Source organism: Flavobacterium sp. RSP15, assembly GCF_003968755.1.
Classification (GTDB): domain Bacteria; phylum Bacteroidota; class Bacteroidia; order Flavobacteriales; family Flavobacteriaceae; genus Flavobacterium.
The window spans coordinates 50,788-77,297 of sequence record NZ_RYDL01000014.1; the positions used below are offsets into that span (position 1 = coordinate 50,788).

General features: G+C 35.5%; 25 protein-coding genes. 11 read left to right on the forward strand and 14 right to left on the reverse strand.

The features are described 5' to 3' along the window. Positions 1-7: 7 nt before the first annotated feature. Positions 8-547, reverse strand: a complete 540-nt coding sequence (locus EKM00_RS12780; protein ID WP_126454430.1) for an AAA family ATPase — start codon at positions 545-547, stop codon at positions 8-10. 146 nt (positions 548-693) lie between these two features. On the opposite strand from EKM00_RS12780, the gene EKM00_RS12785 reads away from it, so the two are divergent. From EKM00_RS12785 to EKM00_RS12800, 4 genes are all read left to right on the forward strand, one after another. Further along, on the forward strand, positions 694-978 hold the full coding sequence (locus EKM00_RS12785; RefSeq protein WP_126516444.1) for a DUF493 family protein: 285 nt from the start codon (positions 694-696) through the stop codon (positions 976-978). 84 nt (positions 979-1,062) lie between these two features. Then, on the forward strand, positions 1,063-1,788 hold the full coding sequence (locus EKM00_RS12790) for a DUF4290 domain-containing protein (RefSeq protein ID WP_126454426.1): 726 nt from the start codon (positions 1,063-1,065) through the stop codon (positions 1,786-1,788). Between the two features lie 104 nt (positions 1,789-1,892). Further along, a complete protein-coding gene (murA, locus tag EKM00_RS12795) occupies positions 1,893-3,203 on the forward strand; it encodes a UDP-N-acetylglucosamine 1-carboxyvinyltransferase (protein WP_126454424.1) in 1,311 nt (436 codons plus the stop codon). 113 nt (positions 3,204-3,316) lie between these two features. Continuing rightward, positions 3,317-4,186, forward strand: coding sequence for a cation diffusion facilitator family transporter (locus EKM00_RS12800; protein ID WP_126454422.1), 870 nt, complete (start codon positions 3,317-3,319; stop codon positions 4,184-4,186). Positions 4,187-4,332: 146 nt separating this feature from the next. Here EKM00_RS12800 and EKM00_RS12805 read toward each other — a convergent pair whose 3' ends face one another. From EKM00_RS12805 to EKM00_RS12815, 3 genes are all read right to left on the reverse strand, one after another. Then, on the reverse strand, positions 4,333-6,819 hold the full coding sequence (locus EKM00_RS12805; RefSeq protein ID WP_126516445.1) for a DUF5686 and carboxypeptidase regulatory-like domain-containing protein: 2,487 nt from the start codon (positions 6,817-6,819) through the stop codon (positions 4,333-4,335). Positions 6,820-6,913: 94 nt separating this feature from the next. Continuing rightward, positions 6,914-7,327, reverse strand: a complete 414-nt coding sequence (aroQ, locus tag EKM00_RS12810) for a type II 3-dehydroquinate dehydratase (RefSeq protein WP_126516446.1) — start codon at positions 7,325-7,327, stop codon at positions 6,914-6,916. A gap of 165 nt (positions 7,328-7,492) precedes the next feature. After that, positions 7,493-8,056 (reverse strand): porin family protein, encoded by a 564-nt coding sequence (locus EKM00_RS12815; RefSeq protein ID WP_126454416.1) that lies wholly within the window; start codon positions 8,054-8,056, stop codon positions 7,493-7,495. A 310-nt stretch (positions 8,057-8,366) separates the two neighbouring features. Here EKM00_RS12815 and EKM00_RS12820 point away from each other — a divergent pair, with 310 nt between their 5' ends. Further along, complete coding sequence (locus EKM00_RS12820; RefSeq protein WP_126516447.1) at positions 8,367-8,903, forward strand: hypothetical protein; 537 nt, start codon at positions 8,367-8,369, stop codon at positions 8,901-8,903. Between the two features lie 74 nt (positions 8,904-8,977). Beyond that, positions 8,978-9,874: a site-specific tyrosine recombinase XerD gene (xerD, locus tag EKM00_RS12825; RefSeq protein WP_126516448.1), complete on the forward strand. Its 897-nt coding sequence runs from the start codon at positions 8,978-8,980 to the stop codon at positions 9,872-9,874. Positions 9,875-10,333: 459 nt separating this feature from the next. Here xerD and rny read toward each other — a convergent pair whose 3' ends face one another. The 3 genes from rny to EKM00_RS12840 form a co-directional block, all read right to left on the reverse strand. Continuing rightward, on the reverse strand, positions 10,334-11,899 hold the full coding sequence (gene rny / locus EKM00_RS12830) for a ribonuclease Y (protein ID WP_126516449.1): 1,566 nt from the start codon (positions 11,897-11,899) through the stop codon (positions 10,334-10,336). Between the two features lie 208 nt (positions 11,900-12,107). Then, positions 12,108-12,401, reverse strand: coding sequence for a cell division protein ZapA (locus EKM00_RS12835; RefSeq protein WP_126454408.1), 294 nt, complete (start codon positions 12,399-12,401; stop codon positions 12,108-12,110). 8 nt (positions 12,402-12,409) lie between these two features. Further along, entirely contained in the window at positions 12,410-12,700 is a 291-nt protein-coding gene (locus EKM00_RS12840) for a hypothetical protein (RefSeq protein ID WP_126454406.1), read from the reverse strand. A 178-nt stretch (positions 12,701-12,878) separates the two neighbouring features. Between EKM00_RS12840 and EKM00_RS12845 the strand changes: the two genes are divergently transcribed. The 3 genes from EKM00_RS12845 (at position 12,879) to EKM00_RS12855 (ending at position 17,902) form a co-directional block, all read left to right on the forward strand. After that, positions 12,879-14,573 carry a M23 family metallopeptidase gene (locus EKM00_RS12845; RefSeq protein WP_126516450.1) on the forward strand — a complete coding sequence of 565 codons (1,695 nt, stop codon included), beginning with the start codon at positions 12,879-12,881 and terminating at the stop codon, positions 14,571-14,573. Between the two features lie 15 nt (positions 14,574-14,588). Further along, positions 14,589-17,057 carry a TonB-dependent receptor gene (locus EKM00_RS12850; protein WP_233592296.1) on the forward strand — a complete coding sequence of 823 codons (2,469 nt, stop codon included), beginning with the start codon at positions 14,589-14,591 and terminating at the stop codon, positions 17,055-17,057. 122 nt (positions 17,058-17,179) lie between these two features. After that, complete coding sequence (locus EKM00_RS12855) at positions 17,180-17,902, forward strand: hypothetical protein (RefSeq protein WP_126516451.1); 723 nt, start codon at positions 17,180-17,182, stop codon at positions 17,900-17,902. Positions 17,903-17,913: 11 nt separating this feature from the next. Here the strand turns inward: EKM00_RS12855 and EKM00_RS12860 are convergent, their stop codons facing one another. From EKM00_RS12860 to EKM00_RS12890, 7 genes are all read right to left on the reverse strand, one after another. Then, positions 17,914-18,615: a hypothetical protein gene (locus EKM00_RS12860; RefSeq protein ID WP_126516452.1), complete on the reverse strand. Its 702-nt coding sequence runs from the start codon at positions 18,613-18,615 to the stop codon at positions 17,914-17,916. Between the two features lie 22 nt (positions 18,616-18,637). Further along, positions 18,638-18,955: a type II toxin-antitoxin system RelE/ParE family toxin gene (locus EKM00_RS12865; protein WP_126516453.1), complete on the reverse strand. Its 318-nt coding sequence runs from the start codon at positions 18,953-18,955 to the stop codon at positions 18,638-18,640. Further along, a complete protein-coding gene (locus EKM00_RS12870) occupies positions 18,955-19,203 on the reverse strand; it encodes a hypothetical protein (protein WP_126516454.1) in 249 nt (82 codons plus the stop codon). Before EKM00_RS12870 ends, EKM00_RS12865 begins: the two co-directional genes overlap by 1 nt. A gap of 73 nt (positions 19,204-19,276) precedes the next feature. Next, positions 19,277-21,106, reverse strand: coding sequence for an ABC transporter ATP-binding protein (locus tag EKM00_RS12875; RefSeq protein WP_126516455.1), 1,830 nt, complete (start codon positions 21,104-21,106; stop codon positions 19,277-19,279). Next, complete coding sequence (locus EKM00_RS12880; protein ID WP_126516456.1) at positions 21,106-22,833, reverse strand: phospho-sugar mutase; 1,728 nt, start codon at positions 22,831-22,833, stop codon at positions 21,106-21,108. Before EKM00_RS12880 ends, EKM00_RS12875 begins: the two co-directional genes overlap by 1 nt. Before the next feature lie 190 nt (positions 22,834-23,023). After that, positions 23,024-23,983, reverse strand: a complete 960-nt coding sequence (locus EKM00_RS12885; RefSeq protein ID WP_126516457.1) for a glycosyltransferase family 2 protein — start codon at positions 23,981-23,983, stop codon at positions 23,024-23,026. Between the two features lie 6 nt (positions 23,984-23,989). Next, on the reverse strand, positions 23,990-24,520 hold the full coding sequence (locus EKM00_RS12890; RefSeq protein ID WP_126454390.1) for a DUF4199 domain-containing protein: 531 nt from the start codon (positions 24,518-24,520) through the stop codon (positions 23,990-23,992). 243 nt (positions 24,521-24,763) lie between these two features. Here EKM00_RS12890 and EKM00_RS12895 point away from each other — a divergent pair, with 243 nt between their 5' ends. Then, positions 24,764-25,015, forward strand: a complete 252-nt coding sequence (locus EKM00_RS12895) for a type B 50S ribosomal protein L31 (RefSeq protein WP_126454388.1) — start codon at positions 24,764-24,766, stop codon at positions 25,013-25,015. A 161-nt stretch (positions 25,016-25,176) separates the two neighbouring features. Beyond that, a complete protein-coding gene (locus EKM00_RS12900; RefSeq protein WP_126516458.1) occupies positions 25,177-26,352 on the forward strand; it encodes a GlmU family protein in 1,176 nt (391 codons plus the stop codon). Positions 26,353-26,510 lie beyond the last annotated feature (158 nt).

A 26,510-nucleotide genomic window follows, 5' to 3' on the forward strand; every position in this document is an offset into this window, starting at 1 on the left:
CTGCAGACTATCTGGAAATTTCATCTAAGATAAAAAGAATTCGGTTATCCATCGTATCTTTTGGAACTTCTATGAGTTTGTACCCATAATTTTCATAGGTTTCAGTAAGATGATTGTAGATGAGTTTCGCTTGTTCGAAGTTTTCATAACGTTCGTGGTCGCTGATATAAATTTCTTCCCAAGGCGGGAGTATGAATATTTTTGAGTAGGCGTGTTCGCGGCAGGCCGTATCAAAAGTAGCAGGATAACTATCGCCTATGTAATGCATGTAGGCCAAAACATCTGGAATTCCTCTGTCTATAAATACAATGTCGTGGATTTCTTTGGAAGCATTTTGAAATTGTTTTTTTCTCCCTTCAAGAAGCAATTCGCTGAATAACAGTGGTTTTTCCAGGAATAATTGCTCGATTCCTTGTTTTTTTGCTTCCAATGTTACTTCCCGGGAAATTTCGGGATAACAACAATGTCCCTGAGCTATCAATCCATCGATGATAGTAGTTTTACCGGTTCCTGGACCGCCAATGATAACTATAATTTCTTTCTGCACTTTTAAAAAATAAGGGCAAATTTACTTAAACTTATTGGGATTTGAAAAAATCATTGCGGTTAAAGTGCGATTAAACAAAAAATCATATTTCAAAATTCATAATTCACGTTTGAAACCGTATATTTGCCTTTATTTTTAAATAAAAAATGGATAAGAAGACGGAAGAATTTTACGATAGATTAAAAGTAGAGTTGGATATGAGCAATACATGGCCAGCAGAATACTTATTTAAATTTATTGTGCCAACAGAAAGTGATAATGTAGAACGTGTTGAGTTGGCTTTTGATTGCATGGGAGCGGTTATCAAAACCACAAAATCCAAGACTGGAAAATTTACCAGCATATCTGTTGATGTGACTGTGAAAGACGCACAAGAAATAGTAGATAAATACCAAGAAGTCTCTATAATAAAAGGCATTATTTCTCTTTAGATATAAAAAATTGGGATGGGTGTTCGAATGATTCCACTATTCGAAAAGAAAACACTTAAATCAAAAAAAAATATACATTCGAATATGAATTCAAAATATAGTAAAGAAAATGCGAACGATGTCGTGCATCATTTGGAATACAATGCAGAGCGATCGCATTTGATTATTCCCGAGTACGGCCGTCATTTGCAAAAATTAATTGATCAGGCTACTAAAATAGAAGATGATGTAGAACGCAATAAAGCGGCAAAATACATTATTCAGGTCATGGGCAGCTTGAATCCGCATTTGCGTGATGTTCCTGATTTTCAACACAAATTATGGGATCAAATTTTTATAATGTCTGATTTTAAACTAGTGGCGGATTCGCCCTACCCAATTCCCTCGCGCGAAGTTTTGCAACTGAAACCGGATGTGTTGAGTTACCCTCAGAATTTCCCCAAATACAGGTATTATGGCAACAACATAAAATACATGATTGATGTGGCCAATAAATGGGAAGATGGCGATATGAAAAGTGCCTTGGTGAAAGTAATTGCCAATCACATGAAAAAATCATATTTGAGTTGGAACAAAGACACAGTAAAAGATGATGTCATTTTTGAACATTTATTTGAACTCTCTGATGGCAAGTTGAATTTGATTCAAAGTTCAGAGGAATTATTAAATACCACTGATTTATTACGAACCAATAAGCGGGTTTCGAATAAAATATTGCCGGTAGGACAACCCAAAATTCTTAGCAATAAGAATACAAAAACAGGAAAACCAAATCCGATTCACAAGAACCAAAATAGGAAACCTTTGTAAGTCAGTTATAAATTGGAGTTATAAGTTTTGAATTTTGTTCTATTACTTTTAGCTCGTAACTTTTTAACTTATAACTAATAATTTATAACTCATAACTGTAAAAAATGGGAATTTTCAAAATAGAAGGAGGCATCAGTCTAAAAGGAGAAATCACGCCACAAGGGGCAAAAAATGAAGCGTTACAAATTTTATGTGCCGTTCTTTTAACACCTGAAAAAGTAATTATCAATAATATTCCTGATATTATTGACATCAATAAACTAATTACGCTTCTGGGAAATTTAGGAGTAAAAATTCAAAAAAATGGGTCAGGCTCGTATACTTTTCAAGCTGATGAAGTGAATATAGAGTATCTGGAAACCGAAGCATTCAAGAAAGAAGGCGGTTCTTTAAGAGGTTCCATCATGATTGTTGGACCACTTTTGGCACGATTTGGAAAAGGATATATCCCAAAACCAGGTGGTGATAAAATAGGTCGCAGAAGATTGGATACGCATTTTGAAGGATTCATCAATCTGGGCGCTAAATTTCGTTACAACAGAGAAGATCACTTTTATGGCGTTGAAGCAGCAGAAGGGTTAAAAGGGGCCGATATGTTATTAGACGAAGCCTCCGTAACCGGAACCGCAAATATTGTTATGGCTGCCGTTTTGGCCAAAGGAAAAACAACAGTGTATAATGCAGCTTGTGAACCTTACTTGCAACAATTGTGTAAGATGTTGAACTCTATGGGAGCTAAAATAACTGGAGTTGGGTCTAACTTATTGACTATTGAAGGAGTTGAAAGTTTAGGTGGTTGCGAGCATAGAATTCTTCCAGATATGATTGAAATTGGGAGCTGGATTGGTCTGGCTGCCATGACAAAATCAGAGATTACAATAAAAAATGTCAGCTGGGACAACCTTGGTGTTATTCCTACTACCTTTAGAAAACTTGGAATTACGCTGGAACGTCGTGGCGATGATATATACATTCCTGCTCACGTAGATGGATATGAAGTAAAAACAGATATTGACGGTTCTATTTTGACAATTGCTGATGCACCTTGGCCCGGATTTACTCCGGATTTATTGAGTATCGTGCTTGTAGTTGCCACTCAGGCAAGAGGTGATGTTTTGATTCACCAAAAAATGTTTGAAAGCAGATTGTTCTTTGTGGATAAACTGATTGATATGGGAGCAAAAATTATGTTGTGTGATCCGCATAGAGCAGTTGTGATGGGGCATGATTTCAAATCGCAGCTCAAAGCCACCACAATGTCATCACCGGATATTCGTGCGGGAATTTCATTATTGATTGCTGCGCTTTCCGCAAAAGGAACGAGTACAATTCAAAACATTGAACAAATCGACAGAGGATACGAACGTATTGACGAACGATTGAGGGCTATTGGTGCAAATATTGTACGTGCATAAATAACATAAATCATAAAAATTTTCGTTTAAGTAAGCCAGAAAGAATTTAAATCTAAAATTTAATTCGGTTTACTTAAACGATTTTACTTTTATTTCATCTTTAAACAAAGCGCATGTCAAGCGAACAAACAGCGATCAAGGCAACTTATTTTAGCATTATAGGGAATACTTGCTTGGCTATTATCAAAGGATTAGCCGGTTTTTTCGGAAATTCGTATGCACTAATTGCAGACGCAATTGAATCAACGACTGATATTTTTGCTTCTTTTTTGGTTTTGTTCGGAATTAAATATTCTAACAGGCCAGCGGATAAAAATCATCCGTACGGACATGGTAAAGCAGAACCTTTGATTACCTTTCTGGTGGTAGGTTTTTTGATTACTTCGGCTACAATTATTGCCTATGAAAGTATTGTAAATATTGGAACGCCACATCAATTACCAAAACCATGGACATTACTCGTTCTGGCTGCAATTATTATTTGGAAAGAATATTCGTTTCGACTGGTGATGAAAAGAAGCATTCAAACCAATAGTTCCTCACTAAGAGCTGATGCCTGGCACCATCGCAGTGATGCCATAACTTCTGTGGCGGCATTTGTTGGAATTTCGATTGCCTTGATTTTAGGAAATGGTTACGAATCTGCGGATGATTGGGCTGCACTTTTTGCTTCGGGATTCATACTTTATAACAGTTACCTTATTTTTAGACCCGCTTTGGGCGAAATAATGGACGAGCATTTATACGATGATTTAATAGCTCAAATCCGAATGGTTTCCATTCAGGTTGACGGAATTATCGATACCGAGAAATGTTTTATTCGAAAAGCCGGCATGCAATATCATGTAGATTTGCATGCTACGGTCGATTCTAATATTACCGTGAAAGAAGGACACGATCTGGCTCATAAACTAAAGGACACTTTGCTAGAGGAAATTCCGGAATTGGGACAGGTGCTGATTCATGTGGAGCCAAATGATTAATATTGTGGTGTATGTTAAAACTAAAAAAGACACCAAAACTATTTTCGAGTGCCTTTTTTTAATTCGTTATGTTTTTGTCACATCGAGCGCAGTCGAGATGCCGTTATATTTTCCGACTGTACTGCAACTGACAAATAGATTCTTTTTCACTCCAATATATTCAAAAATTTGAGCCCAAATACTACGCCGTCTCCTTGAAATCCATTTTGGTACGAACGAACATAATCGATACGGAGCATTTTAAATTTACCAAAACCTAAATTGTCTAACCCAACTGTAATTTCAGTATAAGGTTTGTTGTTTGGCGTAGACAGCGCGTGAGCACCCAGTGTCAAAGTTGATTTTAGTTTGTTCAATAAAGGTATTTTATTCATGATATAGCCTTTGTCGTTGTATTCCGAATGGGCTTCAAAATAGCTGTCGTTTGTACTATTTGAGTAATACGGCAGTAAGTTAAATACATTCAAATAGCGCGCTGACTGCCCAATGTGGGTTTGATTGCCATTAAAATGCTTGTAATCTATAAAAGCAATGTTATCTGCATTCAGAAACTTCCCCGCTTTTAGATTCAACCCTAAAACACCTTTATTTTTCAATGTCAAATCATACGTCAATCGGGTATTGAAATGGTCAAACTCATACTTCTTTTCATTAGCCGCAATTGCTTTTTCATAGCCTAAATAAAGAGTTGGATATTTTTCATTTCGGATGTTAAATTTTCCATCGGGACGGGAGGAATATTTGTTTCCAAAATTGATTTTTGCCAGCAAATTAATTTTCGTTAAATGATGTTTTTCAAAACCGGGAGTGGTGAAATCATTTGGTGCCAACGGATTATTCGAAGTGTATAAATCGTCCTTGTTAAAAAAAGAAAAATCCGTATTGTTGTATAGTGGTTTGCGTTGCTGGTATTCTATCTTTCCATTTAGATTCACGCCATTTGCAACATCCTGGTTGTAGCCAATTGCCGCTGATTCCAGATTATACAACTTCATAAAATTGTTCTTGAATGCTAGGGAACTGATCGTGTTTATTACTTTACTGATGGGTTCATTCGGATTAAATTGCTTTACAGAACTGCCTCCTGTCATATATAAAGTGGCATAATTCTGATTGTTGAACCGGTGGATAAATTGTCCGGTGACACGCAAACGATCTTCGGCAAAACCGTAATTGAGTTTTGTACTTATGGAAGTGTAGATTCCTTTACTTTCCTGATTTTTCCAGTTGGTGTATTTAAATCCTGAGTCAAAATTATATCCTTGCACCGTATTGAAACTCAATGAACCAAGATTTAATAATCCTTCATAACTAAAACTGTATTTTTCGCTACTGTTTTTATAGGTGTAGCCGCTCAGTAGCTTCAAGATTTTGAACTTGTTCTCTTTTGTGTCTACTGAATCCAAGTATTTTTCGGAATTTCGGACCTTGTAAATGCTGTCTTTTCTAATATAATCTGTGCTTTCTTCATTTGTTAACGGAATGGGTCTGTTGGTAGTCCAGAATAAGCTGTCTTTTTTATTGGCATTTATTTCGATTCTCGTAATTTCATTTGTAAATGTTTTGGGTGCAAAAGCATTTATGAATTCATAATTGCTATACACGTAATTGTATTTTCCGGTAAATTTTATCCCAAAAGCACCTGCTGTGATTTCGAGACTTTGGGTATTTTTGGCCCAGATTTTATTGCTGTTGTTGTAACTGAAATTTTGTTTTAAGGTCATCACATCCAGAAATTCTTCTTTTATTCGGTAGCCTTTTATATCCAGATCAACGGCGTAAATCGCCCAGGAGTCTTCCACTATATAAATGTACCCTTCAAAAACGGGTTCACTGTCGCGCTTTGCAATCACTTTTATTTTGTTGATCATGTTTGTATTCTCGTCAAAAAAAGTGCTTTCTAAGGTGTAATTATAGTAGTTGAACGCGTTGTTCGCTATTGGAGAAATCATTTGGACACTAAAATCGATGGTGTTGTCATAAAAATCGTAGAATGAAGATGTAGCCGTATTGTAGCTGTAGCCATTGTCTCTGCCACTTACTTTTGAGGCCGTAACGACTTCTTTCAAGTTGTTGGGTTTCTCAAATGCTATTTTTGAAAACGTTTCAGATAAGGAAATAATTCCGGTTCCGGTAGAATCCAGTGCGCCATCAAGATCACCAATTTTTTGGCCTAATATTTTTTTTGGGGCATTTTTCAGTTTAAAAATACCGCGAGAATAAAAGTCAGCATTGAATCGATTTGTTTTTTTGGTGTTTTGTTTTCTGCTGGCAATGGCACTTTTTATTATCGCTAAAGCCGGATTATTTTTTTTGTTGATGATTACTTCGTTCAGCGAGAAACTTTCTTCGATCATTTTGATGTGCAACGAATAAGGGAGTTTGTCTGTTTGTATAAGTACTTTCTGGGTTTTAAAACCTAAAAATTGAAAGACAACTGTTTGTTTTTCCTTTTTCTTTAAGTTGAATTCATAGTTTCCTTGCTCGTTTGAAGTGGTTCCATTATAGGTGTCCTCCTGAAAAATAGTCACAAAAGGCAAGGGATTTCCTTTTTCGTCCGAAACGGTTCCTTTTATTTGTGCAGTACTGACAAATGAAACTAATAAAAGCAGTAGAAAGTAGTATTTTTTCATGAAAGTTTTTTCTTTCACAAAAATAGAAGAAGTTACAAAAGAGCGTATTAATTATTTGTTAAAGATTTATCTAATTGCTTATTTTATTGTGATACTACAAAAATGACTGAATTGCCAGCTCATAACTCTTTAAACCAAAACCCAGAATAACACCTTTGGCATTTCCAGAAATATAGGATTGATGTCTAAAACTTTCACGGAAAAACGTATTCGAAATATGAACTTCAACCACTGGAGTGGTGACGGCTTTTACAGCGTCGCCAATTCCTATGGAAGTATGTGTATACGCTCCGGCATTTAAGATAATGCCATCAAATGAAAAACCAAATTCCTGAATTTTATCAATTAATTCCCCTTCAATGTTACTTTGGAAATAAGTAAATGCTATTGCTGGGTATTTAATTTGTAAAGTAGTGAAATATTCTTCAAAAGTTTGATTTCCGTAAACTGAAGGCTCGCGTTGACCCAGAAGATTGAGGTTCGGTCCATTGATGATACTAATTTTCATAAGTAGTTGCTATTTGTTTTTTATTTGAATATCGAATTCCCATGTGGCTTATCTGGTTTTCATTACATTACCGATATGCTCATTTCATAATTCCAGTTTTTGGTAAAAATAAAAAAACCGTTCCACTTTATAGAACGGTTTTAATAAATTTAATTTTTTATTTTTCTAGAATGTAAATCCTGCTGAAATTTGAAGAACAGAGTTCTTAACTTCTGCTTGTTTTGAAGCTTCAGTTAATCCTAACACATAACGACCTTGAAGGAAAATGTGTTTAGTTACATTTAGAGTTAAACCACCGGCTACTCCAAATTCAAAAGTTTCTGCATTTTTTACATCAAATTCATTTCTTTCACTCAATAGGAATGAAGCTTGTGGTCCAAGATCTAAACTGACTGTTTTGTTGAAATGAAATTTAGCCATAACAGGAATAGATAAATACCCTAATTCATTTTTGAACTCATCGACAGCATTTTTATACGTTGCTCCCTGAGTGGAATACAATAATTCGGGTTGTATCGAAAAACCATCTGTCAATTTAAGTTCAGCTACTAAACCCCCATGATAACTGGTAATCGCATCAGTGTTGTAATTATCACTGTTTACTGTGATATCAGTTCCTGATTGATTGGCGTAATTTAAACCCCCTTTAAACCCAAACTTGATCAATTGTGCTTGCATGTCTACTGACGCGGCAAGAAGAACGACTGCAACTAGAATTATTTTTTTCATAATTTTTTTTTTAATTAATTTAATGAGAGCATGTATTATAAACTGTTTTGTTTGATTATTATTGTTGTCTTCTCTCTAATCAAAAATTAGTCCACATTTTGTTAATAGGAATAATAGTTATTTTTTTTAATTATTATTCTTGGTTAGTTTGGATTAAAATGTTATAATTGAGTGCGTTGTGTATTTGTAAATTTATAATTATATTTTTTATGTGAAGAAAAATACTGTCAATTTTAAAAGTTAATTTGTAATAAAAATCGTATAAATTATTTAGCGTTATCTACTTTCATTCCAATAAAAACAAATCAACATGAAAAAAATTATGCTGTGCGGTATTGCCTTTTTTGCTTTTTTAGTTGCTCAAGCTCAAGAAAATGAATTACAAATACAAGGAAATCAAGTTTCTAAAGGAAAATGGTTAATTGAAGCAAATACAGGTTTTGGGCAAAAGGTAGGCAATACTTCGTTGTACTTTAAAACATCTGATGGTGTTACCGCCTATAATATAGGGCTTGAAGGGGGTTATTTTATTAAAGATAACTTAGCAATTAAAGTGGGATTAGGTTATGGCGACGATGGTGTCAGTACTCTCACGGACCCAATTGCGTATAAATTAGGATTGAAGTATTATTTTAAAAGTAAAATTCCGGTCGAGATTTCCTATAATGGTGTAGGCTTTGGCGATACAGATGCAAATCCTGCCTACATTGGTTTTCAAGCAGGGTACGCTTTTTTTCTTGGCAAAAATGTAAGTATGGAACCAGGTATTCGCTACAATAATGCGGTTAACAAATCGTTTTATGATTCAAATTTTCAATTTAATATGGGTTTTGCATTGCATTTCTAAAGTTTGCATAGTTACATTCAAAAGCCTCTCAATTTGGAAGGTTTTGTAATGAATAAAAGTGTTACTTTGTGTTTATGAATTGGAGTGCTTACATAAAAAGGTATCAATCGTACTTAAAAATTGAGCGCGGTTTGTCTCACAACACAATAGAAAATTATTCGTTTGATGTACAACGATTGTGTCTTTTTTTGACTGAAAATAAAATGGAAGTTTCACCCATTCAAATTGATGAAGAAATACTTCAACAGTTTATTTACAGTGTTTCAAAAGAAGTGAATCCCCGTTCACAAGCCCGAATTATCTCTGGTCTTAAAAGTTTTTTTGGTTATTTAATGTTTGAGGACTATCGAACAGATAATCCATTAGAACTTATAGAAACACCCAAAACGGGCAGAAAACTTCCAGATATTTTATCTGTTGATGAGATCGATACTCTTATTGCAGCCATTGATTTGACCTCTAATGAAGGGGAACGTAATCGCGCTATGATGGAAACCCTTTATGGTTGTGGGCTTCGGGTTTCGGAATTAGTGGCATTAAAAATGTCCGACTTGTTTTTTGAAGAGGGTTTTATAAAAGTTACCGGAAAAGGAAACAAACAGCGCTTTGTACCCATTGGGGATTTAACTCAAAAATTCATCACTATCTACAGGGATACAAAAAGAAATCAACTGAATATAAAAAAAGGTTTTGAAGACACCTTGTTTTTAAATAGAAGGGGAAGCCAATTGACAAGAGCCATGATTTTTACGATAATCAAAAATTTAGCGTCAGTCATAGCGTTGCACAAAACAATTAGTCCACATACCCTGCGGCATTCTTTTGCCACTCACCTTTTAGAAAACGGGGCTGATTTGCGTGCAATACAATTGATGCTTGGTCATGAATCAATCACCACAACGGAAATATACGTACACCTTGACAGAACATTTCTTACTCAGGTTCTTAATACTTTTCACCCAAGAAAGTAATATTTTTATTAGTTTAACCTGTTGAGTGTAATTAGTTTTTGATGGAAATTTTCGTCAGTTCGAGTGATCCCGCTTTTAGGCGGGATTATATCGAGAACTAGAAAATTAGTATTAAAAACGGTTCTCGATACACGTCACTTCGAGTGCGAAGCGTATCGAGAAGTTTTGTTGCGTTTTACTTTACAAAAAACACTCGAACTGACGTTTTAAACAATTGTACCCAACGGGTTAGTTTAGTTTAGTTGAAATTTTATAAAATTGATACTTTTTTTATGTTTGAATAAAAATAAAATCTAAATTATAATCGCATTTAAATGATATAAAAAGTAATTATGGTTTTTGATGTTTCCTAAAACGAAAATTACCAAGAGATAAATAATTTTTAAAAACCGCATTTTCAGTGCAAAAAAAAACTTCTCCGTATGGAGAAGTTTTTTTGTTTCTTATAATGGGAATAAATTATTTAGCAATATTCACAGCTCTTGTTTCCCGAATTACGGTTACTTTAACTTGGCCCGGATAGGTCATTTCTGTTTGAATTTTTTGTGAAATATCAAAAGACAAGTTAGCCGCATTTTCATCCGAAACTTTTTCGCTCTCTACGATAACCCGAAGTTCTCTACCAGCTTGAATGGCATAAGCATTTTTCACACCGATAAAGCCGTACGCTACTTCCTCAAGATCTTTTAGACGTTGTATATAAGAATCCAAGACTTGTCTTCTTGCTCCTGGTCTTGCACCTGAAATAGCATCACAAACCTGAATGATCGGGGATAGTAATGATTTCATCTCTATCTCGTCGTGGTGAGCACCAATGGCGTTACAAACCTCTTCTTTTTCACCGTATTTCTCAGCCCATTGCATTCCTAATAAAGCGTGTGGTAAATCACTTTCAGCATCTGGAACTTTACCAATATCGTGCAATAAACCAGCTCTTTTAGCCAGTTTTACGTTTAAGCCAAGTTCAGCTGCCATGATTCCACATAGTTTAGAAACTTCCCGGGAGTGTTGCAATAAATTTTGTCCGTAAGAAGAACGGTATTTCATGCGTCCTACTACTTTAATCAATTCAGGATGTAATCCGTGAATTCCTAAGTCTATAACGGTACGTTTACCCACTTCTATAATTTCATCGTCAATTTGTTTGGCAGTTTTCGCTACTACTTCTTCAATACGAGCCGGGTGAATTCTTCCGTCAGTCACTAATTTATGTAGTGCCAAACGTGCAATTTCTCTTCGAACCGGATCAAAACAGGAAAGGATAATCGCCTCTGGGGTGTCATCTACAATGATTTCTACTCCTGTAGCTGCTTCCAATGCACGGATATTTCTACCTTCACGACCTATGATTCGTCCTTTTACATCATCAGATTCAATGTTGAATACTGAAACGCAATTTTCTACTGCTTCTTCGGTTCCAACTCTTTGAATGGTGTTGATGATTATTTTCTTAGCTTCTTGTTGTGCTGTAAGTTTCGCCTCTTCAATCGTGTCTTGTATGTGAGACATTGCTTTGCTTTTCGCCTCGGCTTTTAGTCCTTCGATCAATTGATTTTTCGCTTCCTCAGCGGATAAGCAGGAGATTACTTCCAATTGTTGCAATTGACTCTTATGAAGTTTGTCCACTTCAGCCTGTCTTTTGTCTAAAACGTCTATTTTAGAGTTGTATTCTACCGTTTTTGCTTCAAAATCATCATTTACTTTTTTAGCTTTTGATAATTCATTTGAAATTTGAGATTCTTTGTCCCGAACTCTTTTTTCTATTTCAGCGACTTTTTTATCACGAGAAAGGATCACTTGCTCATGTTCTGATTTTAATTCAATAAATTTTTCTTTCGCTTGAAGAATTTTATCCTTCTTTATATTTTCAGCTTCAAGATTGGCATCTTTAAGAATCGATGCGGCTTCTTTTTTTGAATTCTTAATCAAGTTAGAGATATTGCTTTTTTCTATCATTTTTGCGATGGCAAAACCGCCTGCAATACCTATAATTCCCGTAATAATAATCGTTAATATGTTGTCCATGTTTGTTAAAATTTATAAATAAAAAAGCCTACATTAGTTGTGTTGAATAAACTCGGAAAGACAAGTTTTGAGCTAACTCACTGTTCAAGTTTCCTCGCCGGGGCGTGGCATGCTTTAGTAGTGATGATTTGCTCATTCTAAATTGTTAGTGTTGAGTTTACCAAATGTGAACTAATGTAGGCAGTATCTTAGTTTTTGTAAAGAACGTTTATTTGTCGAGATATTGATCTAAAATCGCATTGATTTTTTTAATTCTTTCAATGGTTTCCTCTCCATCAATTGCATTATCAATTTGTTTTTGTTCCGTTTGTGAGGCAAATTGCAGGGCACACATTGCTAAAACATCCTGCTTATCACGTACGGCATAGTTTTCTTCAAATTGCTTTATCATTTTATCAATTTTTTTTGAAGCGCTTCTCAGTCCTTCTTCCTGCGAAAGATCAACCGTTAACGGGTAGACTCTGTCTGCAATTGATATTTTAATTTTAAGCTTTTCGTCCATATCTTTTATTAGTCTGATAGCTGGGCTATACAATAATCAATTTCGCGAATTAATGAATTTATTTTAAACTTGGTATCTCTTTTATTATCGTCACTGCCTAGTAATGCATTCGCTACTTTGAGTGTTTCATACTGCGCTTTTAAGGCCTCAATCTGTTGTGATTGAGTTAGTATTATGGCTGCAGTTTTTGTTAATTCGTTTCTTAAATCTTGATTGTTTTGTTCCAAACCTTTCATTTTTATGAAAAGTCTTTCAACTTTATTTTCAAGAGTATCAATAATTTCTGCAATTGCACTCATTATATATTCTAATTCATTACATAATCATACAAAGTTAGTATTCCTTTTTAATTTTGCAATATTTTATTATTTTTTTTGCATTTTTTTAGTTAAACAACAGTTAAACAAATGATTAGTAACTGTTTTTTTTTAGAACTGTTTTTGCATACTTTTTTTTACCTTAGCAAAAATGTAAACAATGAAATTTTCTCTTTATTTAGTATTTTTTTGCAACTTTGTTTTTGCGCAAGCGGAGTATCCCAAAGATTATTTTAGGTCTCCATTAGACATCCCGATGCAATTGTCAGGGAATTTTGGAGAATTGCGACCCAATCATTTTCATGCAGGATTTGATTTAAGAACCCAGCAAAAGGAGGGTTTCAAGGTGTATGCAGTAGCCGATGGTTATGTGTCCAGAATAAAAATTTCTACTTTTGGTAATGGAAAAACAATTTATATTAATCATCCTAATGGTTTTACATCCGTTTATGGGCATTTAAAAATGGCCAATGGTGCCATTGAAAGCTACATCAAAAACAACCATTATAAAGAGGAATCCTTTGAAATTGAAATGTTTTTTAAACCCGATGAAATGAAGGTTCAAAACGGGGATGTTATCGCTTTTTCTGGTAATACAGGATCTTCTCAAGGTCCTCATCTGCATTTTGAATTTCGAGATTCCAAAACGGAGTTCATAATCAATCCCATGCTTTTTGGCTACGATACATATTTAAAAGACACTAAAAAACCAATTGTTTCAGCCGTTTACGTGTACCCTTTGGATTCAAAAACAACAGTTAACCATTCCAAACGACCAATAGCCCTCAATGTTTCGTTACAAAAAGATGGGACATACCTGTCTGATAAAGTAACCGCAAATGGCGTGATTGGTTTTGGTATTTCCGCTTCTGATAGTGATGATGTCTCGTTTAATGTTAACGGAGTGTACAAGGTGCACTCCTTTTATAATGGGAAACCAAATTTTGGGTATGAATTCAATACCTATTCCTTTGATGAGATGCGTTACATTAATGCTTTGATTGATTATCCCAGATATAAAAAAACGCAACAACGGGTTCAGAAACTTTTTATGGAAACTCCGTATAATTTGAGCATTATTCAAGCCGATGAAAATAAAGGTGTGTTGCAAATAACGCCAAATTTAGCTTCGTTGTATCGCATTGAAGTGTCAGATTTCTTTGGAAACAAAAAAATAATAGCGATTCCTATTCAATATGATTTATTGCCAACGGTTATAAGCCCGGAACCTGCGGTGTCAAATTATTTTGTGAACGCTAACGTAGATAGCAATTTTGCTTTAGAGAACATGTCAGTTTTCTTTCCTGCGGGAACATTTTACGATGATTTTAATATAAATTTTGATGTAAAAAACGACATTTTATGGTTGCATGATGACACCGTTCCTGCCCATAGTAATTTTACTGTTTCTATTGAAGACACAAAAGCGACGGAACTGCAAAGAGAGAAAATGTTTATTGGCAGAATCGAGGGAAAATCTACAAATTACAATCCGACATATAGAAAAGACAACGTATTTAGCACCAAAGTCAAAATTTTGGGCAAATATGCTTTGGTTTCTGATACCGTTGCTCCTAAAATCACCATGAATACACCTGTAGAGGGAAAATGGATCAGTACACAAAAAACGATTCAGCTTTCTATATCTGATGATTTGTCAGGCATCAAATCATACAATGGGTATTTGAACGGAAAATGGGTATTGTTTGAATATGATAATAAAACCAGAAAAATTACTCATTATTTTAGTGATGGGATTGTTGCAGAAGGCGCCAATGATTTAAAAGTGATAGTGACGGATAATGTAGGAAATTCAACTACCTTTGAAATGCGTTTTTTTAGAAGTCAAAAATAATAAAAGCCAAACCATTTGAGCACGAATCGATTATTACCTGTATTCTTTTTTTTTCTTCTGAGCCTTACTGCAGCCGCCCAAACGGCTAGGATCAAAGGGGTGATTTTGGATGAAAACAACCAGCCTGTGGCAAGCGTAAATGTTTCGTATTCCGGTAGTGGAACAAGCTCCAATCAAAATGGATTTTATGCACTAAAAGTCCCTGGTAATCAGCAAATTACGCTTGTTTTTACACATGTTTCTCTAAAAAAAATAACGGTGACTTTTGTATTGGAACCAAAAGAGGAAAGAGAGTTCAACCCTGTAATGACGAATCGGAAGGAGCAAATGGGAGAAGTTATTATAACAACAAATAACAGAAAACAGATCCAGGGAATTACTACAATTGAACCAGAAATGATCCGAAAAATTCCTGGGGCTAACGCGGGTGTCGAGAATATTTTAAAAACATTGCCGGGAGTAAACTCAAATAACGAATTGAGTACGCAATACGCCGTACGCGGTGGTAATTACGATGAGAATTTAGTTTATGTGAATGAAATTGAAGTCTATCGTCCGTTTCTAATTCGGTCGGGGCAACAAGAAGGGTTGAGTTTTACCAATACGGATTTAGTGCAAAATGTTGATTTTTCAGCGGGTGGTTTTCAAGCGAAGTTTGGAGATAAATTATCCTCGGTTTTAGATATTACGTATCGAAAACCGATTAAATTTGGCGCAAGCCTTGAAGCGAGTCTTCTTGGCGGAAGCCTTTCTGTAGATGTGGTTTCCAAAGATAAAAAATGGTCTGCGGTTACGGGAGTCCGCTACCGCAACAACAGTCTTCTGGTGAATAGCCAGGAAACACAAACAAATTTCACACCTTCCTTTGCAGATATTCAAACCAATATAAATTATAATGCTTCGGCGAAATGGCAATGGAGTTTTTTAGGTAATATTTCCCAAAACAAATACCAGTATCAACCATTAACCAGACAAACTAATTTTGGAACTATAGATAATCCAATGCGTCTTTCTGTTTTCTATGAAGGACAGGAAAAGGATCAGTACGACACGTATTTCGGCGCGGTGAAAACGACCTTTAACGTTTCGGATAATTTTACGTTGAAATTTATTGGTTCTGTTTTTCATACTTTAGAACAAGAATATTTTGATATTTTTGCCCAATATCGCTTAGGCGAAGTGGATTCCAGTATTGGTTCTGAAACCTATGGCGAAGTCGCTTTTACAAGAGGAATTGGCTCCCAGCTCAATCATGCCAGAAATGACTTAGATGCACTGATCGTTAATACGGAAATAAAAGGATTTCAGGATTGGAAAGAAAGCCAATTTGAATGGGGAATAAAGTATACACGAGAATCCATCCGGGATCGAATTATAGAGTGGGAGGTAATCGATTCAGCCGGTTTCTCGTTGAATCCACCTGTTATTGATTTGCCTAAAAACGACCAGCCCTACTCGCCTTACACAGGACCGTTAGTGCCCTACCAAGACATTCGTGCGACTAATTTTAATTCGATCAATAGATTTTCAGGCTATGGCCAATGGAGTTTGAAAAGCACTATTGGCAGGAGTGAAGTTTGGTATAATGCCGGAGTCCGACTGCATCAATGGGAAGTATCAGGTGCTACTATAATTGGTAAATCCCAAATAACGATTAGTCCCAGAGCACAATTTGCCATAAAGCCGGATTGGCAGCTCGATATGATCTTTAGACTTTCCGGAGGTTTATACCATCAACCTCCGTTTTACAGGGAACTGAGAAATGCAGATGCACTGGTGCAGCCCAATACCAAGGCGCAACAATCCATTCATTTTGTGATTGGGAATGATTTTAGTTTCAAGATGTGGAATCGCCCTTTCAAACTAATATCTGAGTTGTACTACAAATCACTGTCGGATGTAAATACCTATACAATAGACAATGTGCGCATTAGGTATGCTGCTAATAATAATGCTACAGCGTACGCGCAAGGAGTAGACATTCGGTTAAACGGGGAATTTGTTCCCGGAACCGAATCATGGTTTAGTTTTGGGTATTTGAAAACAGAGGAAAATAGCAATAACCAGGGTTTTATCGCAAGACCAACAGACCAGAGATTAAAATTTGGTCTGTTGTTTCAGGATTATATGCCCAATATTCCAAGTATTAAATTGTATTTGAATTTAGTGTATAATACGGGACTGCCGGGAGGTTCGCCGTCTTATGCAGATCCTTATGCATACCAAAACCGATTGAATGATTACCGCCGTGTGGATGTAGGTTTTTCTAAAGTTTTTATAGACAACACAACAGTAAAAAAGAATACGGGTTGGTTTAAAGATTTTAAAGAGTTGGCGGTAGGATTGGAAATTTTTAATCTTTTTGACAATCAAAATGCCATTACGAATACTTGGGTTCGCGATGTATATTCTAAAAATCAGTATGCAATTCCAAATTATATGACGACCAGAGTTTTTAATGTGAAATTGAGTGTTAAATTATAGTAGTATGCGATATGTCGTATTTTAGATAAAAGTCGGACTCCATTTTAATTAGATAAATCGACAACGGAATACGATTGTCATTTTTTAAAAATGATTATATTTGAATTTTAAAGCACAGCATCATGAAAAAAACACAGATCACTCTTATAGGAATAGCCGTTCTGCTTTTGACCAGTTGTAAAGAAGAGGTTGAAAAACCTAAAGTAACTTACGATGGAACGAGCAAAGCAAAGGTAATTGCCCGAGTGGATTCTACTCAAATACAAATTGCTGACTTACCATTGCAAATGGAAGGGACGGATTATTTGATTCATCCTGTGGCCGATTTAAGTATCCGTGAAAGAGGAACTAAAGCGCGATATGGATCTTCGAGTGTAAATGATTTAAGTTTTACGATTTCTAATTATGGTGAATTTGAAATCACCGGTTTTTTGCAAAATTTAAAATTTCAAAAAGTAGATTCGGATTCCATCAGGAAATTGACAGACAAACCTGTTTTGATTCAAACAGCGACGTATTTGAAGTCCGTTGCTGATAAAACCAATAACCAGATTATGGTCTATACGATGGTCGATGTGGATACTAATAAAGACGGAAAACTAGATACAAGCGATATTAAGGCCTTGTATTTAAGTGAAATTAGCGGCAAGAAGTTCACAAAGATGTCACCCGATTTTCAGGAATTGATCGATTGGAAATTGATCGGGTCTAAGAATCGTTTGTATTTTAGGACCGTTGAAGACACTAATAAAAATGGTGAATTTGATAAAAAAGATGTCGTGAATTATTACTATATCGATTTGTCCAATAAAGAGTGGAAAATAATTGGGTATGAGCCCGTTTAGAGGCAATGATTTTAGATCAAAATATCACTTTCCAAGTCTGATTTTTCAATGGTAAAATTAAATCCCAGTTGTTTCACTAACTGAATGACCAGGTTTTTATACCAGTTTTCGGATTTGGGATGGATGTATATTTTTTCAATTAACTGATTGATGTCTACATTGATTTTTAAACCATCATTAATTTTTATATCGCTTTCTCCAATGTCCGTGATGATGCGCACTTCACCTTCATATTGAAAACTTTTTCGCTTGAACAAAAAAGGAAAAAATAGATCATCAAACGGGATGTGTTCTTTTTTGTAATCAATATAATTTACTTCCCCAATGTATTGATTGAAATTTGTTTCCGGAGCAAGTGCTTGCTGTAAACGCCCAATCGTAGATTGAATGGCTAAACCTTCACTGTTTTGCGTGAAAATTTGCCACATAGCAAATGATTCATATTCGTTGATGTGCCAGCTGCTAATCGCTACTTTTTCCCGATGTGTTTTATAGTAGTTTAAAAAGTCAGGATTGTCAATAGAAAGTTTTTTTATTTCCTCAAAAGTAGGCTCGCTAAAAGTGCCTTCGTATTGATCTTCAAATTTATCGGATCGGGACATAAATAGCTTTTGTGACAACAACAAGTCCAGAAACTTAGACAAATCGAGGTATTTCCAAACAACAGTATTGGGGTCCTCGGGAAGCTTTATGTTTTTGTTAGTGAGATACATAATTTAAATTAAAAATCTGGAATTAAAATTTTTCATTTAAAAGAATATTAAGTTTTTCTGGATTTTGTCTAGTGTCAAAAACAGTTGCAATTATTATGCATTGGTTGGATCTGAAATAGATCAACTTGTAGTGACCTGATACAATATACCTGTATTTATTACTTCTGGTCGGTTGTACTTCTTGTAGAGTTCCTAATTCTGGAAATTTTTTTAGCATTAAAGTGGATGAAATAATTTCTTTAGTCAAATTCTTGGCTTTTGATTTTGAGGATTGAAATTGGTATAAGTCTGAAATTAATTTGAGTTGTAATTCTGCGTTTTCAGACCAAACAACTTCCATTACCAATTTTCAACTTTTTTGAGTAATTCCTCTGTAGTTATAATTCTTCCATTTTTAAAATCATCTTCTGCCTTATCTAGCAGAGTGTTTAGTTCTTGATGCATCAATTTTTTCGAAATGGATTCTTCGTAAATGCGCACTTTTTCCTGACTAAGCAAAACTTCTACTTTAGATATGGTTTCAGGATTATCTAGATTTAGGAAATTTTGAACTAAATTTATTTTTCTTTTTTCTAAAGTAGTTTTCATAGCGAAAATGTTTTACCGAAATTACAAAATTAATCTTTCGTTACCCGAAAATCTTAATTCTTAATCCCTAAATTTATTCAAAACTCTGCATTGTTACCAATTTATGATAGGTTCCGTCAAGAGCAATTAATTCGTCATGTGTTCCTTGTTCTACTATTTTTCCTTTTTGCATCACCACAATTTTATCCGCTTTTTGAATGGTTGATAGTCGGTGCGCAATCACAATCGAAGTTCGGTTTTGCATCATGTTTTCCAAAGCGACTTGAACGAATTTTTCGCTTTCGGTATCCAATGCTGATGTGGCTTCATCCAGAATCATAATTGGTGGATTTTTCAAAACGGCTCTGGCAATCGATAAACGTTGTTTTTGACCTCCGGAAAGTTTGTTTCCACTGTCGCCAATGTTAGTGTGAATTCCTAATGGTAAATCTTTTACAAATTCATAGGCATTGGCAATTTTCAACGCTTCGATAATTTCCTCATCGGTTGCGTCTATTTTTCCCAGGGCAACATTGGCTTTGATCGTATCATTAAACAAGATGCTGTCCTGCGTAACCAAGCCCATCAAGCCCCGAAGCGATTTTAAACTAAAATCTTTTATGTTAACTCCATCAATGGTGATTTCGCCTTCACTGGTGTCATAAAAACGGGTGAGCAAATTGGCAATGGTACTTTTTCCGCTTCCAGATTGGCCAACAAGAGCCACCGTTTGTCCCTTTTTTACTTCAAGAGTAAAGTCTTTCAACACATTCTCTTTTTCGTATTTAAAGTTAATGTTTTTGATTGTGATATTGGAATCGAAAGTGTTTTTTTCGATTGCATTTTCTTTTGAAGTGATTTCGTTTTCGACTTCTAAAACTTCAAAAACTCGTTCTGCAGCGGCTAAACCATTTTTCACGGCATACGATGCTTTCGAAATGGCTTTGGCAGGAGTAAGAATGTTGAAGGCCAGCGTAAGAAAAACAATAAAAGCGGCACCTTCAAGGGTTTTGTCAATTAAGACTAAGTTTCCACCATACCATAGCAAGGCAGCAATAGTCGTAATTCCTAAAAATTCGCTCAATGGCGTTGCCAAATTATTTTTGTCGCCTATGCTATTGGATAAATTCAATAATCGGGTTACCGAATCGTTGAATCGGTTTTTAAAATTAGGTTCAGCATTATAGCTTTTAATCACTTTTAAACCACCTAAACTTTCATCAACTATTGAAATCAGAAAACCACTTTCTTTTTGTGCCTGTAAAGATTGTGCTCTCAAGTTTTTAGCGATTTTTGAAATGATAAATCCCGAAATCGGAATAAAGATCAAAACGAAAAAGGTTAGTTCAACGCTTATGAAAAACATGGTGACTATTGCAAAGACTATAGTCAAAGGTTCTTTTACGATAAGTTCCAGTATTGAGAAAAAAGAGTTTTGAACCTCATTGACATCGCCCAGCATTCGCGCCATAATATCTCCTTTTCTTTTCTCTGAATAGTAGGATATGGGCAATTCAACTATTTTATCATACATTGATTTTCGTAAATCGCGTAATACACCATTTTTAAGGTGCATGATGTGATGCGAAGCGAGGTAATTGAATAAATTTTTGAATAAAAAAGTGACAATGACTAATGAAACGACTAATAAAAGCGCAAACTGAGCACTATTGTCTTTTGTTAATTCGGTTATTTTAAAATACAAAAGATCAGTCCCGTAGTCTTTTATATTCCCTATTCCGGTATATATTGGCTCTTTTTCTACTGTTTTGACTTTGCCAAAAAGCACCTGAAGTACTGGAAGCAGCGTCAACATTGAAATGGTACTAAAAAAAGCATACAAAATATTGTACACCACATTCCAGATAATATGTGTTTTGTATGGTCTTGTAAAGGGAATTAATTTGATTAAATTTTTGTCCATTAGTTCAATTGCATCGCAATAATAATATTTTTAATTTTTTCGTTCAATACGGTTTCTACTTCCTGAAAATCTTCTACCGATTCCAATTCAGTATTTACACTGATGTAAAATTTTATTTTTGGTTCCGTACCGCTTGGTCTGGCACAAATTTTAGATCCGTCTTCCGTATAATAAATCAACACGTTCGATTTTGGAATCGTCATCGTAGACTCGGATCCGTCCAAAAGGTTTTTAGCGATTGATGATTGGTAATCTTCCAGCATAATCACGCGTTGTCCGTTGATCTGTTTCAGTGGATTTTCTCTCATGTCTATCATCATTTGATTGATTTCCTGTAAACCATCCATTCCCTTTTTAGTCAGTGAAACCAAGTGTTCTTTATAAAATCCGTTATCAACATAGAGTTTTAGTAATTCTTTGTACACCGTACTTCCTTTGGCTTTTGCCTGTGCAGCAAGTTCACAAATCAACAAAGTTGCCGCAACAGCATCTTTATCCCGTACCGCATCGCCCACCATGTAGCCAAAACTTTCTTCACCACCACCTATGAATTCCAATTTAGGAAAGTCTTTAATCATTTTGGCAATCCATTTAAAACCAGTCAAACCCACTTTGCATTCTACATCGTAGTTTGTCGCTAATTCCATCATCATAGGTGTGGAAACGATCGTAGAGCCTACAAATTGTTTGCCGTTAATTTTACCTGCTTTTTTCCATTGTTCCAATAAAAATGCAGTCATCAAAATCATGGTTTGATTCCCGTTTAGCAACGTCATTTTGCCTTCATTGTCTCTAACAGCAACTCCCAAACGATCACAATCAGGATCCGTCCCAATAACAATATCCGCATTTACTTTATCGGCAAGTGCTAACGCCATGGTCAAGGCTTCCGGTTCCTCCGGATTTGGCGATTTCACAGTAGGGAAATCACCATTGGGTACTCGTTGTTCTTCCACGATATTCACATTTGGGTACCCCGCTTGCGCCAAAGTATCAGGAACTAGTTTTATAGAGGTTCCGTGCAAGGAAGTAAATACAATATTCAGCTTTTCTTTGGCTACAGCCGAAGTTCCAAAACTAGCATTTTCGATCGTCGATTGGATAAAAGCCGTATCAATTTCCGTATCTATATAATGAATCAAATCTTCATTGGCAGTAAACTTGATCTGATTGTAATTTAAATTTTCAATGACAGTAATAATTCCTTCATCTTCCGGTGGCACAATTTGTCCACCATCTTGCCAGTACACTTTGTATCCGTTATATTCCGGCGGATTGTGTGATGCCGTAAGCACGATGCCACACTGGCACCCTAAATGTTTTACTGCAAAGGACAATTCCGGTGTAGGTCTCATCTCCGAGAACAAGTACACTTCAATCCCATTGGCACTGAAAACATCAGCAACTAACTTAGCCAACGTGTCGCTATTGTGGCGGCAATCATAAGCAATGACGGCTTTCAAAGGCTGGTTAGGAAAGGCAGTGTGCATATAATCCGAAAGACCTTGCGTGCTTTTCCCAAGCGTATATTTATTGATCCGATTGTTTCCTACGCCCATGACACCGCGCATTCCGCCGGTTCCAAACTCAAGATTTTTATAAAAACTCTCCTCTAGCTCTTTTGGGGATGTAGTCATCAATTCGGTAATTGCTTCCTGAGTTGCAGTGTCAAATGTTGGCGTAAGCCATTCATTTACGGCGTCTAAAATGTGTTGTTTGATTTCCATGCTATCTGTTTTTAGTTTCTAAATTCGTAAATGAAATTTAAATACAATTGTTTTTTTGGGAGCTATTTACTTCGTCAGTTCGCTACGCTCGTGTCCTGCTATCCGCTGTATCCACGCAAAAAAAGCATGGGATTCTGCTCTTATCAGGGCTAGGTATTGTGCAAACGATAATTTTTTCGTTTCTATAAATTTATAAAAAATTAACTTCACTCGACACTTTATAACGCTCTTCATTATTTTTTGTTCTCAAAATTATTTCACCAAGAAATCCGGCCAAAAATAATTGTGTTCCCAAAACCATAGAGGTAAGAGCAATATAAAACCAAGGATTATTCGTTACCAGGCTATAGCGCATGTCATTGTACATGTGGTATAATTTGGAAACACCAATATATCCGGCAAGCATAAACCCAATGATAAACATTAATGATCCCATGGCGCCAAATAAATGCATGGGTCTTTTTCCAAAACGAGAAAGAAACCAAATGGTAATTAAATCCAGGAAACCATTGATGAAACGTTCCATTCCAAATTTTGTTTGTCCGTATTTTCTAGCTTGATGTTGCACTACTTTTTCACCAATTTTTCCAAAACCGGCATTTTTTGCCAAAACCGGAATGTAGCGGTGCATTTCACCCGAAACTTCGATATTTTTTACCACAACATTTTTATAAGCTTTCAATCCGCAATTGAAATCATTCAATGCTACTCCGGAGGTTTTTCTTGCGGCCCAATTGAATAATTTAGAAGGCAGGTTTTTTGCCACTACGGAGTCGTAGCGTTTCTTTTTCCATCCTGAAACCAAATCATATTTGCCATTGGTGATCATATCGTACAAACCTGGAATTTCCTCCGGGCTATCTTGTAAATCGGCGTCCATGGTGATAATTACATCACCCTGCGCTTTTGCAAAACCAGCATGCAACGCTTGTGATTTCCCGAAATTTTTCATGAAACGAACGCCTTTTACGTGGGGGTTCTCTTGAGCAAATCCTTCGATAAGTGTCCAGGAATTATCCGTGCTTCCATCATCTAGAAAAAGGATTTCATAAGAATAATTATGAGATTGCATCACTTTGATAATCCAGCGGTAGAGTTCATTAAGGGATTCCTCTTCATTAAGAAGCGGTATGAGTATAGATAAATTCATTACTTTTTATTCTTGTGTAGTTTTACTTTTAAAGAATGCTGCCATGATTAATCCTAATATGGCACAAAAAAAGAGTACGAAAACAGATCCTTTTAATTGTTCAACGATCGAATACGGATCCGTTTCTCTTAATTTTGAAACGGTTTCATTCAATGAGGATGCCGGAACCCCAAACTGTTCAGACGTACTAATTAAATATTTTATGGTTAAGTCTAAAAGAGTCTCCTTTACGGAAGGATCAATAAAATTAAATAATATGATTTTAAAAACAACAGAAATAAGAACGGCAACCACTGCTGATATAAAATAGGTAGTAAAGGCCTCTTTAAAAGAAAGAATGCCATTTAATTCCTTTTTTGTTTTTGACAGCATTATGATAGGAACGATTATAAAAACAGAGAGGCTTAAAAGGGTAGTCCACCATGCGATAAATAATTTGATATCTATAGCGTACATAGCAGCAGTTATCAATGATAATAGTACTCCTGCAATTACACCGTAGGTTACACCGTTTTTTTTAATTATTTCGTTGATCATTATGTGTTGTTTTAGAATTAATCCACAAATATAGCAATTCCCAATATATTCGGAGCTAAAAATTGCTTTTTACGATTATATAAAAAAAGTGAGACAAAGATTTGTTTATTGGAAAAAAATTGTAAATTTGCAGACTCAAAATAATAGTATAAAAACAAAAAGTTATAATACATTTATACCTTTTCTGTCAGAAGAAAAGCTTCAAAATGACTTATAGCCAAACAAATAAAAAAGAATAACAAGATGAAAAAAGGTGTACACCCAGAAAATTACAGATTAGTTGCTTTTAAAGACATGTCAAATGAAGATGTTTTTATCACTAAATCTACTGCAGATACAAGAGAAACGTTAACAGTTGACGGAGTTGAATATCCAGTTGTAAAAATGGAGATCTCCAGAACTTCTCACCCTTTTTACACCGGTAAATCTAAACTTATCGATACTGCAGGACGTATTGATAAATTTAAAACGAAATATGCTAAACACGCTAAATAATAAAAGCTTGTTTTTAATTATAGTAAAGCCTTCCTCCCGATACTTCGAGATGGAAGGCTTTTTTTATTTTTATCTATTTGAAAACTTTGTAACTTTGGCACTGCTTAAAAGTACGGACAAGTCACGACTTGTCCGTACGGATACATTTTAAAAAAAAATATATGAATTACATACTTTTTGACGGTCCCGCTCGAAACGCCTTACTGCCTTTTACGTTTACACGTCCTGTTGCGGATATTCTTATTGGGATTATGACCATTCGTCAAAAATGGGAAATGCATTTAGGCTCTACCACAACTACTTTGACGGAGGACTATTTGTCTGAAAAATTCCCTATGGTGGAACTAGAAGAAAACGTGATGATCAATGCTTCTTTTCTGCCCAATGCTATTTTGGTAGAAATGATTAGTAATCTGGAACCCAATCAGGCCATTTTTAGAGCAGATGAAGTGATTGCTTTTTACACCACTGAAGAACAAGAAGAAGTAGATTTTGATTCCTATGAAATTATAGAATTTCAGGACGATTGTTTGACGATTCAAAATACATGGGATATTTTTTCGAAAAATGATGCCGCCATTCGGGAAGATTTCGAAATCTTAACCGAAGACCGCAGGTCACAGCCCATCCCAAAAAGTGTCAACGTCATCGCTTCCGAAAATATATTTATCGAGGAAGGCGCAAAATTAGAGTTTGTTACTTTAAATGCTTCAACAGGTCCCATATATATAGGTAAGGATTCTGAAATTATGGAAGGTTCTGTCATCAGAGGTCCTTTTGCCTTGTGCGAAAACGCAACCGTAAAAATGGCTGCCAAAGTCTACGGAGCAACAACCGTAGGTCCGCATTCCAGAATTGGAGGCGAAGTTAATAATTCGGTATTGTTTGGGTATTCGAATAAAGGACATGATGGTTTTTTAGGGAATTCTGTTCTTGGCGAATGGTGTAATATTGGCGCGGATACTAACAATTCAAACTTAAAAAATAATTATGAAGAAGTAAAATTATGGAGTTACGAAACCGAAGGATTTGCTAAAACGGGACTTCAGTTTTGTGGATTGATGATGGGAGATCACAGCAAATGCGGAATTAATACGATGTTTAATACCGGAACGGTAGTAGGCGTAAGTGCTAATATTTTTGGCAGCGGCTTTCCACGCAATTTTGTACCGAGTTTTTCTTGGGGTGGGGCTTCCGGTTTTACGACCTATATTACCAAGAAAGCATTTGAAACAGCTCGACTGGTAATGAGTCGCCGAAACGTAGCTTTTGATGAAAGAGAAGCGGCTATTCTTGAACATGTTTTTGAAGAAACAAAAAAGTGGAGGAAGGAATAATTACTTTCGCTAAGCTGTCAGAATTATTTAAAACAAAAAAATGCTCCATTCAATTGAATGGAGCATTTTTTTTAATGGAATTGTCCCGTCCTGAAATAGCGATACACAAAAAGTATCCTAATGGAAAAACATGAAGAAACACGCTATGTGAAGCGGAC

Excerpts from the sequence above, each read along its gene's own strand:
- EKM00_RS12820 (WP_126516447.1), top strand. The coding sequence starts at position 8,367 with ATGAAAAAAATTATGCTGTGCGGTATTGCCTTTTTTGCTTTTTTAGTT.
- rny (WP_126516449.1), bottom strand. The coding sequence starts at position 11,899 with ATGGACAACATATTAACGATTATTATTACGGGAATTATAGGTATTGCA.
- EKM00_RS12860 (WP_126516452.1), bottom strand. The coding sequence starts at position 18,615 with ATGTATCTCACTAACAAAAACATAAAGCTTCCCGAGGACCCCAATACT.
- EKM00_RS12855 (WP_126516451.1), top strand. The coding sequence starts at position 17,180 with ATGAAAAAAACACAGATCACTCTTATAGGAATAGCCGTTCTGCTTTTG.
- EKM00_RS12815 (WP_126454416.1), bottom strand. The coding sequence starts at position 8,056 with ATGAAAAAAATAATTCTAGTTGCAGTCGTTCTTCTTGCCGCGTCAGTA.
- EKM00_RS12875 (WP_126516455.1), bottom strand. The coding sequence starts at position 21,106 with ATGGACAAAAATTTAATCAAATTAATTCCCTTTACAAGACCATACAAA.
- EKM00_RS12900 (WP_126516458.1), top strand. The coding sequence starts at position 25,177 with ATGAATTACATACTTTTTGACGGTCCCGCTCGAAACGCCTTACTGCCT.
- murA (WP_126454424.1), top strand. The coding sequence starts at position 1,893 with ATGGGAATTTTCAAAATAGAAGGAGGCATCAGTCTAAAAGGAGAAATC.
- EKM00_RS12805 (WP_126516445.1), bottom strand. The coding sequence starts at position 6,819 with ATGAAAAAATACTACTTTCTACTGCTTTTATTAGTTTCATTTGTCAGT.
- EKM00_RS12880 (WP_126516456.1), bottom strand. The coding sequence starts at position 22,833 with ATGGAAATCAAACAACACATTTTAGACGCCGTAAATGAATGGCTTACG.
- EKM00_RS12790 (WP_126454426.1), top strand. The coding sequence starts at position 1,063 with ATGAATTCAAAATATAGTAAAGAAAATGCGAACGATGTCGTGCATCAT.
- EKM00_RS12870 (WP_126516454.1), bottom strand. The coding sequence starts at position 19,203 with ATGAAAACTACTTTAGAAAAAAGAAAAATAAATTTAGTTCAAAATTTC.
- EKM00_RS12785 (WP_126516444.1), top strand. The coding sequence starts at position 694 with ATGGATAAGAAGACGGAAGAATTTTACGATAGATTAAAAGTAGAGTTG.
- aroQ (WP_126516446.1), bottom strand. The coding sequence starts at position 7,327 with ATGAAAATTAGTATCATCAATGGACCGAACCTCAATCTTCTGGGTCAA.
- EKM00_RS12800 (WP_126454422.1), top strand. The coding sequence starts at position 3,317 with ATGTCAAGCGAACAAACAGCGATCAAGGCAACTTATTTTAGCATTATA.
- EKM00_RS12840 (WP_126454406.1), bottom strand. The coding sequence starts at position 12,700 with ATGAGTGCAATTGCAGAAATTATTGATACTCTTGAAAATAAAGTTGAA.
- EKM00_RS12885 (WP_126516457.1), bottom strand. The coding sequence starts at position 23,983 with ATGAATTTATCTATACTCATACCGCTTCTTAATGAAGAGGAATCCCTT.
- EKM00_RS12845 (WP_126516450.1), top strand. The coding sequence starts at position 12,879 with ATGAAATTTTCTCTTTATTTAGTATTTTTTTGCAACTTTGTTTTTGCG.
- EKM00_RS12895 (WP_126454388.1), top strand. The coding sequence starts at position 24,764 with ATGAAAAAAGGTGTACACCCAGAAAATTACAGATTAGTTGCTTTTAAA.
- EKM00_RS12890 (WP_126454390.1), bottom strand. The coding sequence starts at position 24,520 with ATGATCAACGAAATAATTAAAAAAAACGGTGTAACCTACGGTGTAATT.
- EKM00_RS12835 (WP_126454408.1), bottom strand. The coding sequence starts at position 12,401 with ATGGACGAAAAGCTTAAAATTAAAATATCAATTGCAGACAGAGTCTAC.
- xerD (WP_126516448.1), top strand. The coding sequence starts at position 8,978 with ATGAATTGGAGTGCTTACATAAAAAGGTATCAATCGTACTTAAAAATT.
- EKM00_RS12865 (WP_126516453.1), bottom strand. The coding sequence starts at position 18,955 with ATGGAAGTTGTTTGGTCTGAAAACGCAGAATTACAACTCAAATTAATT.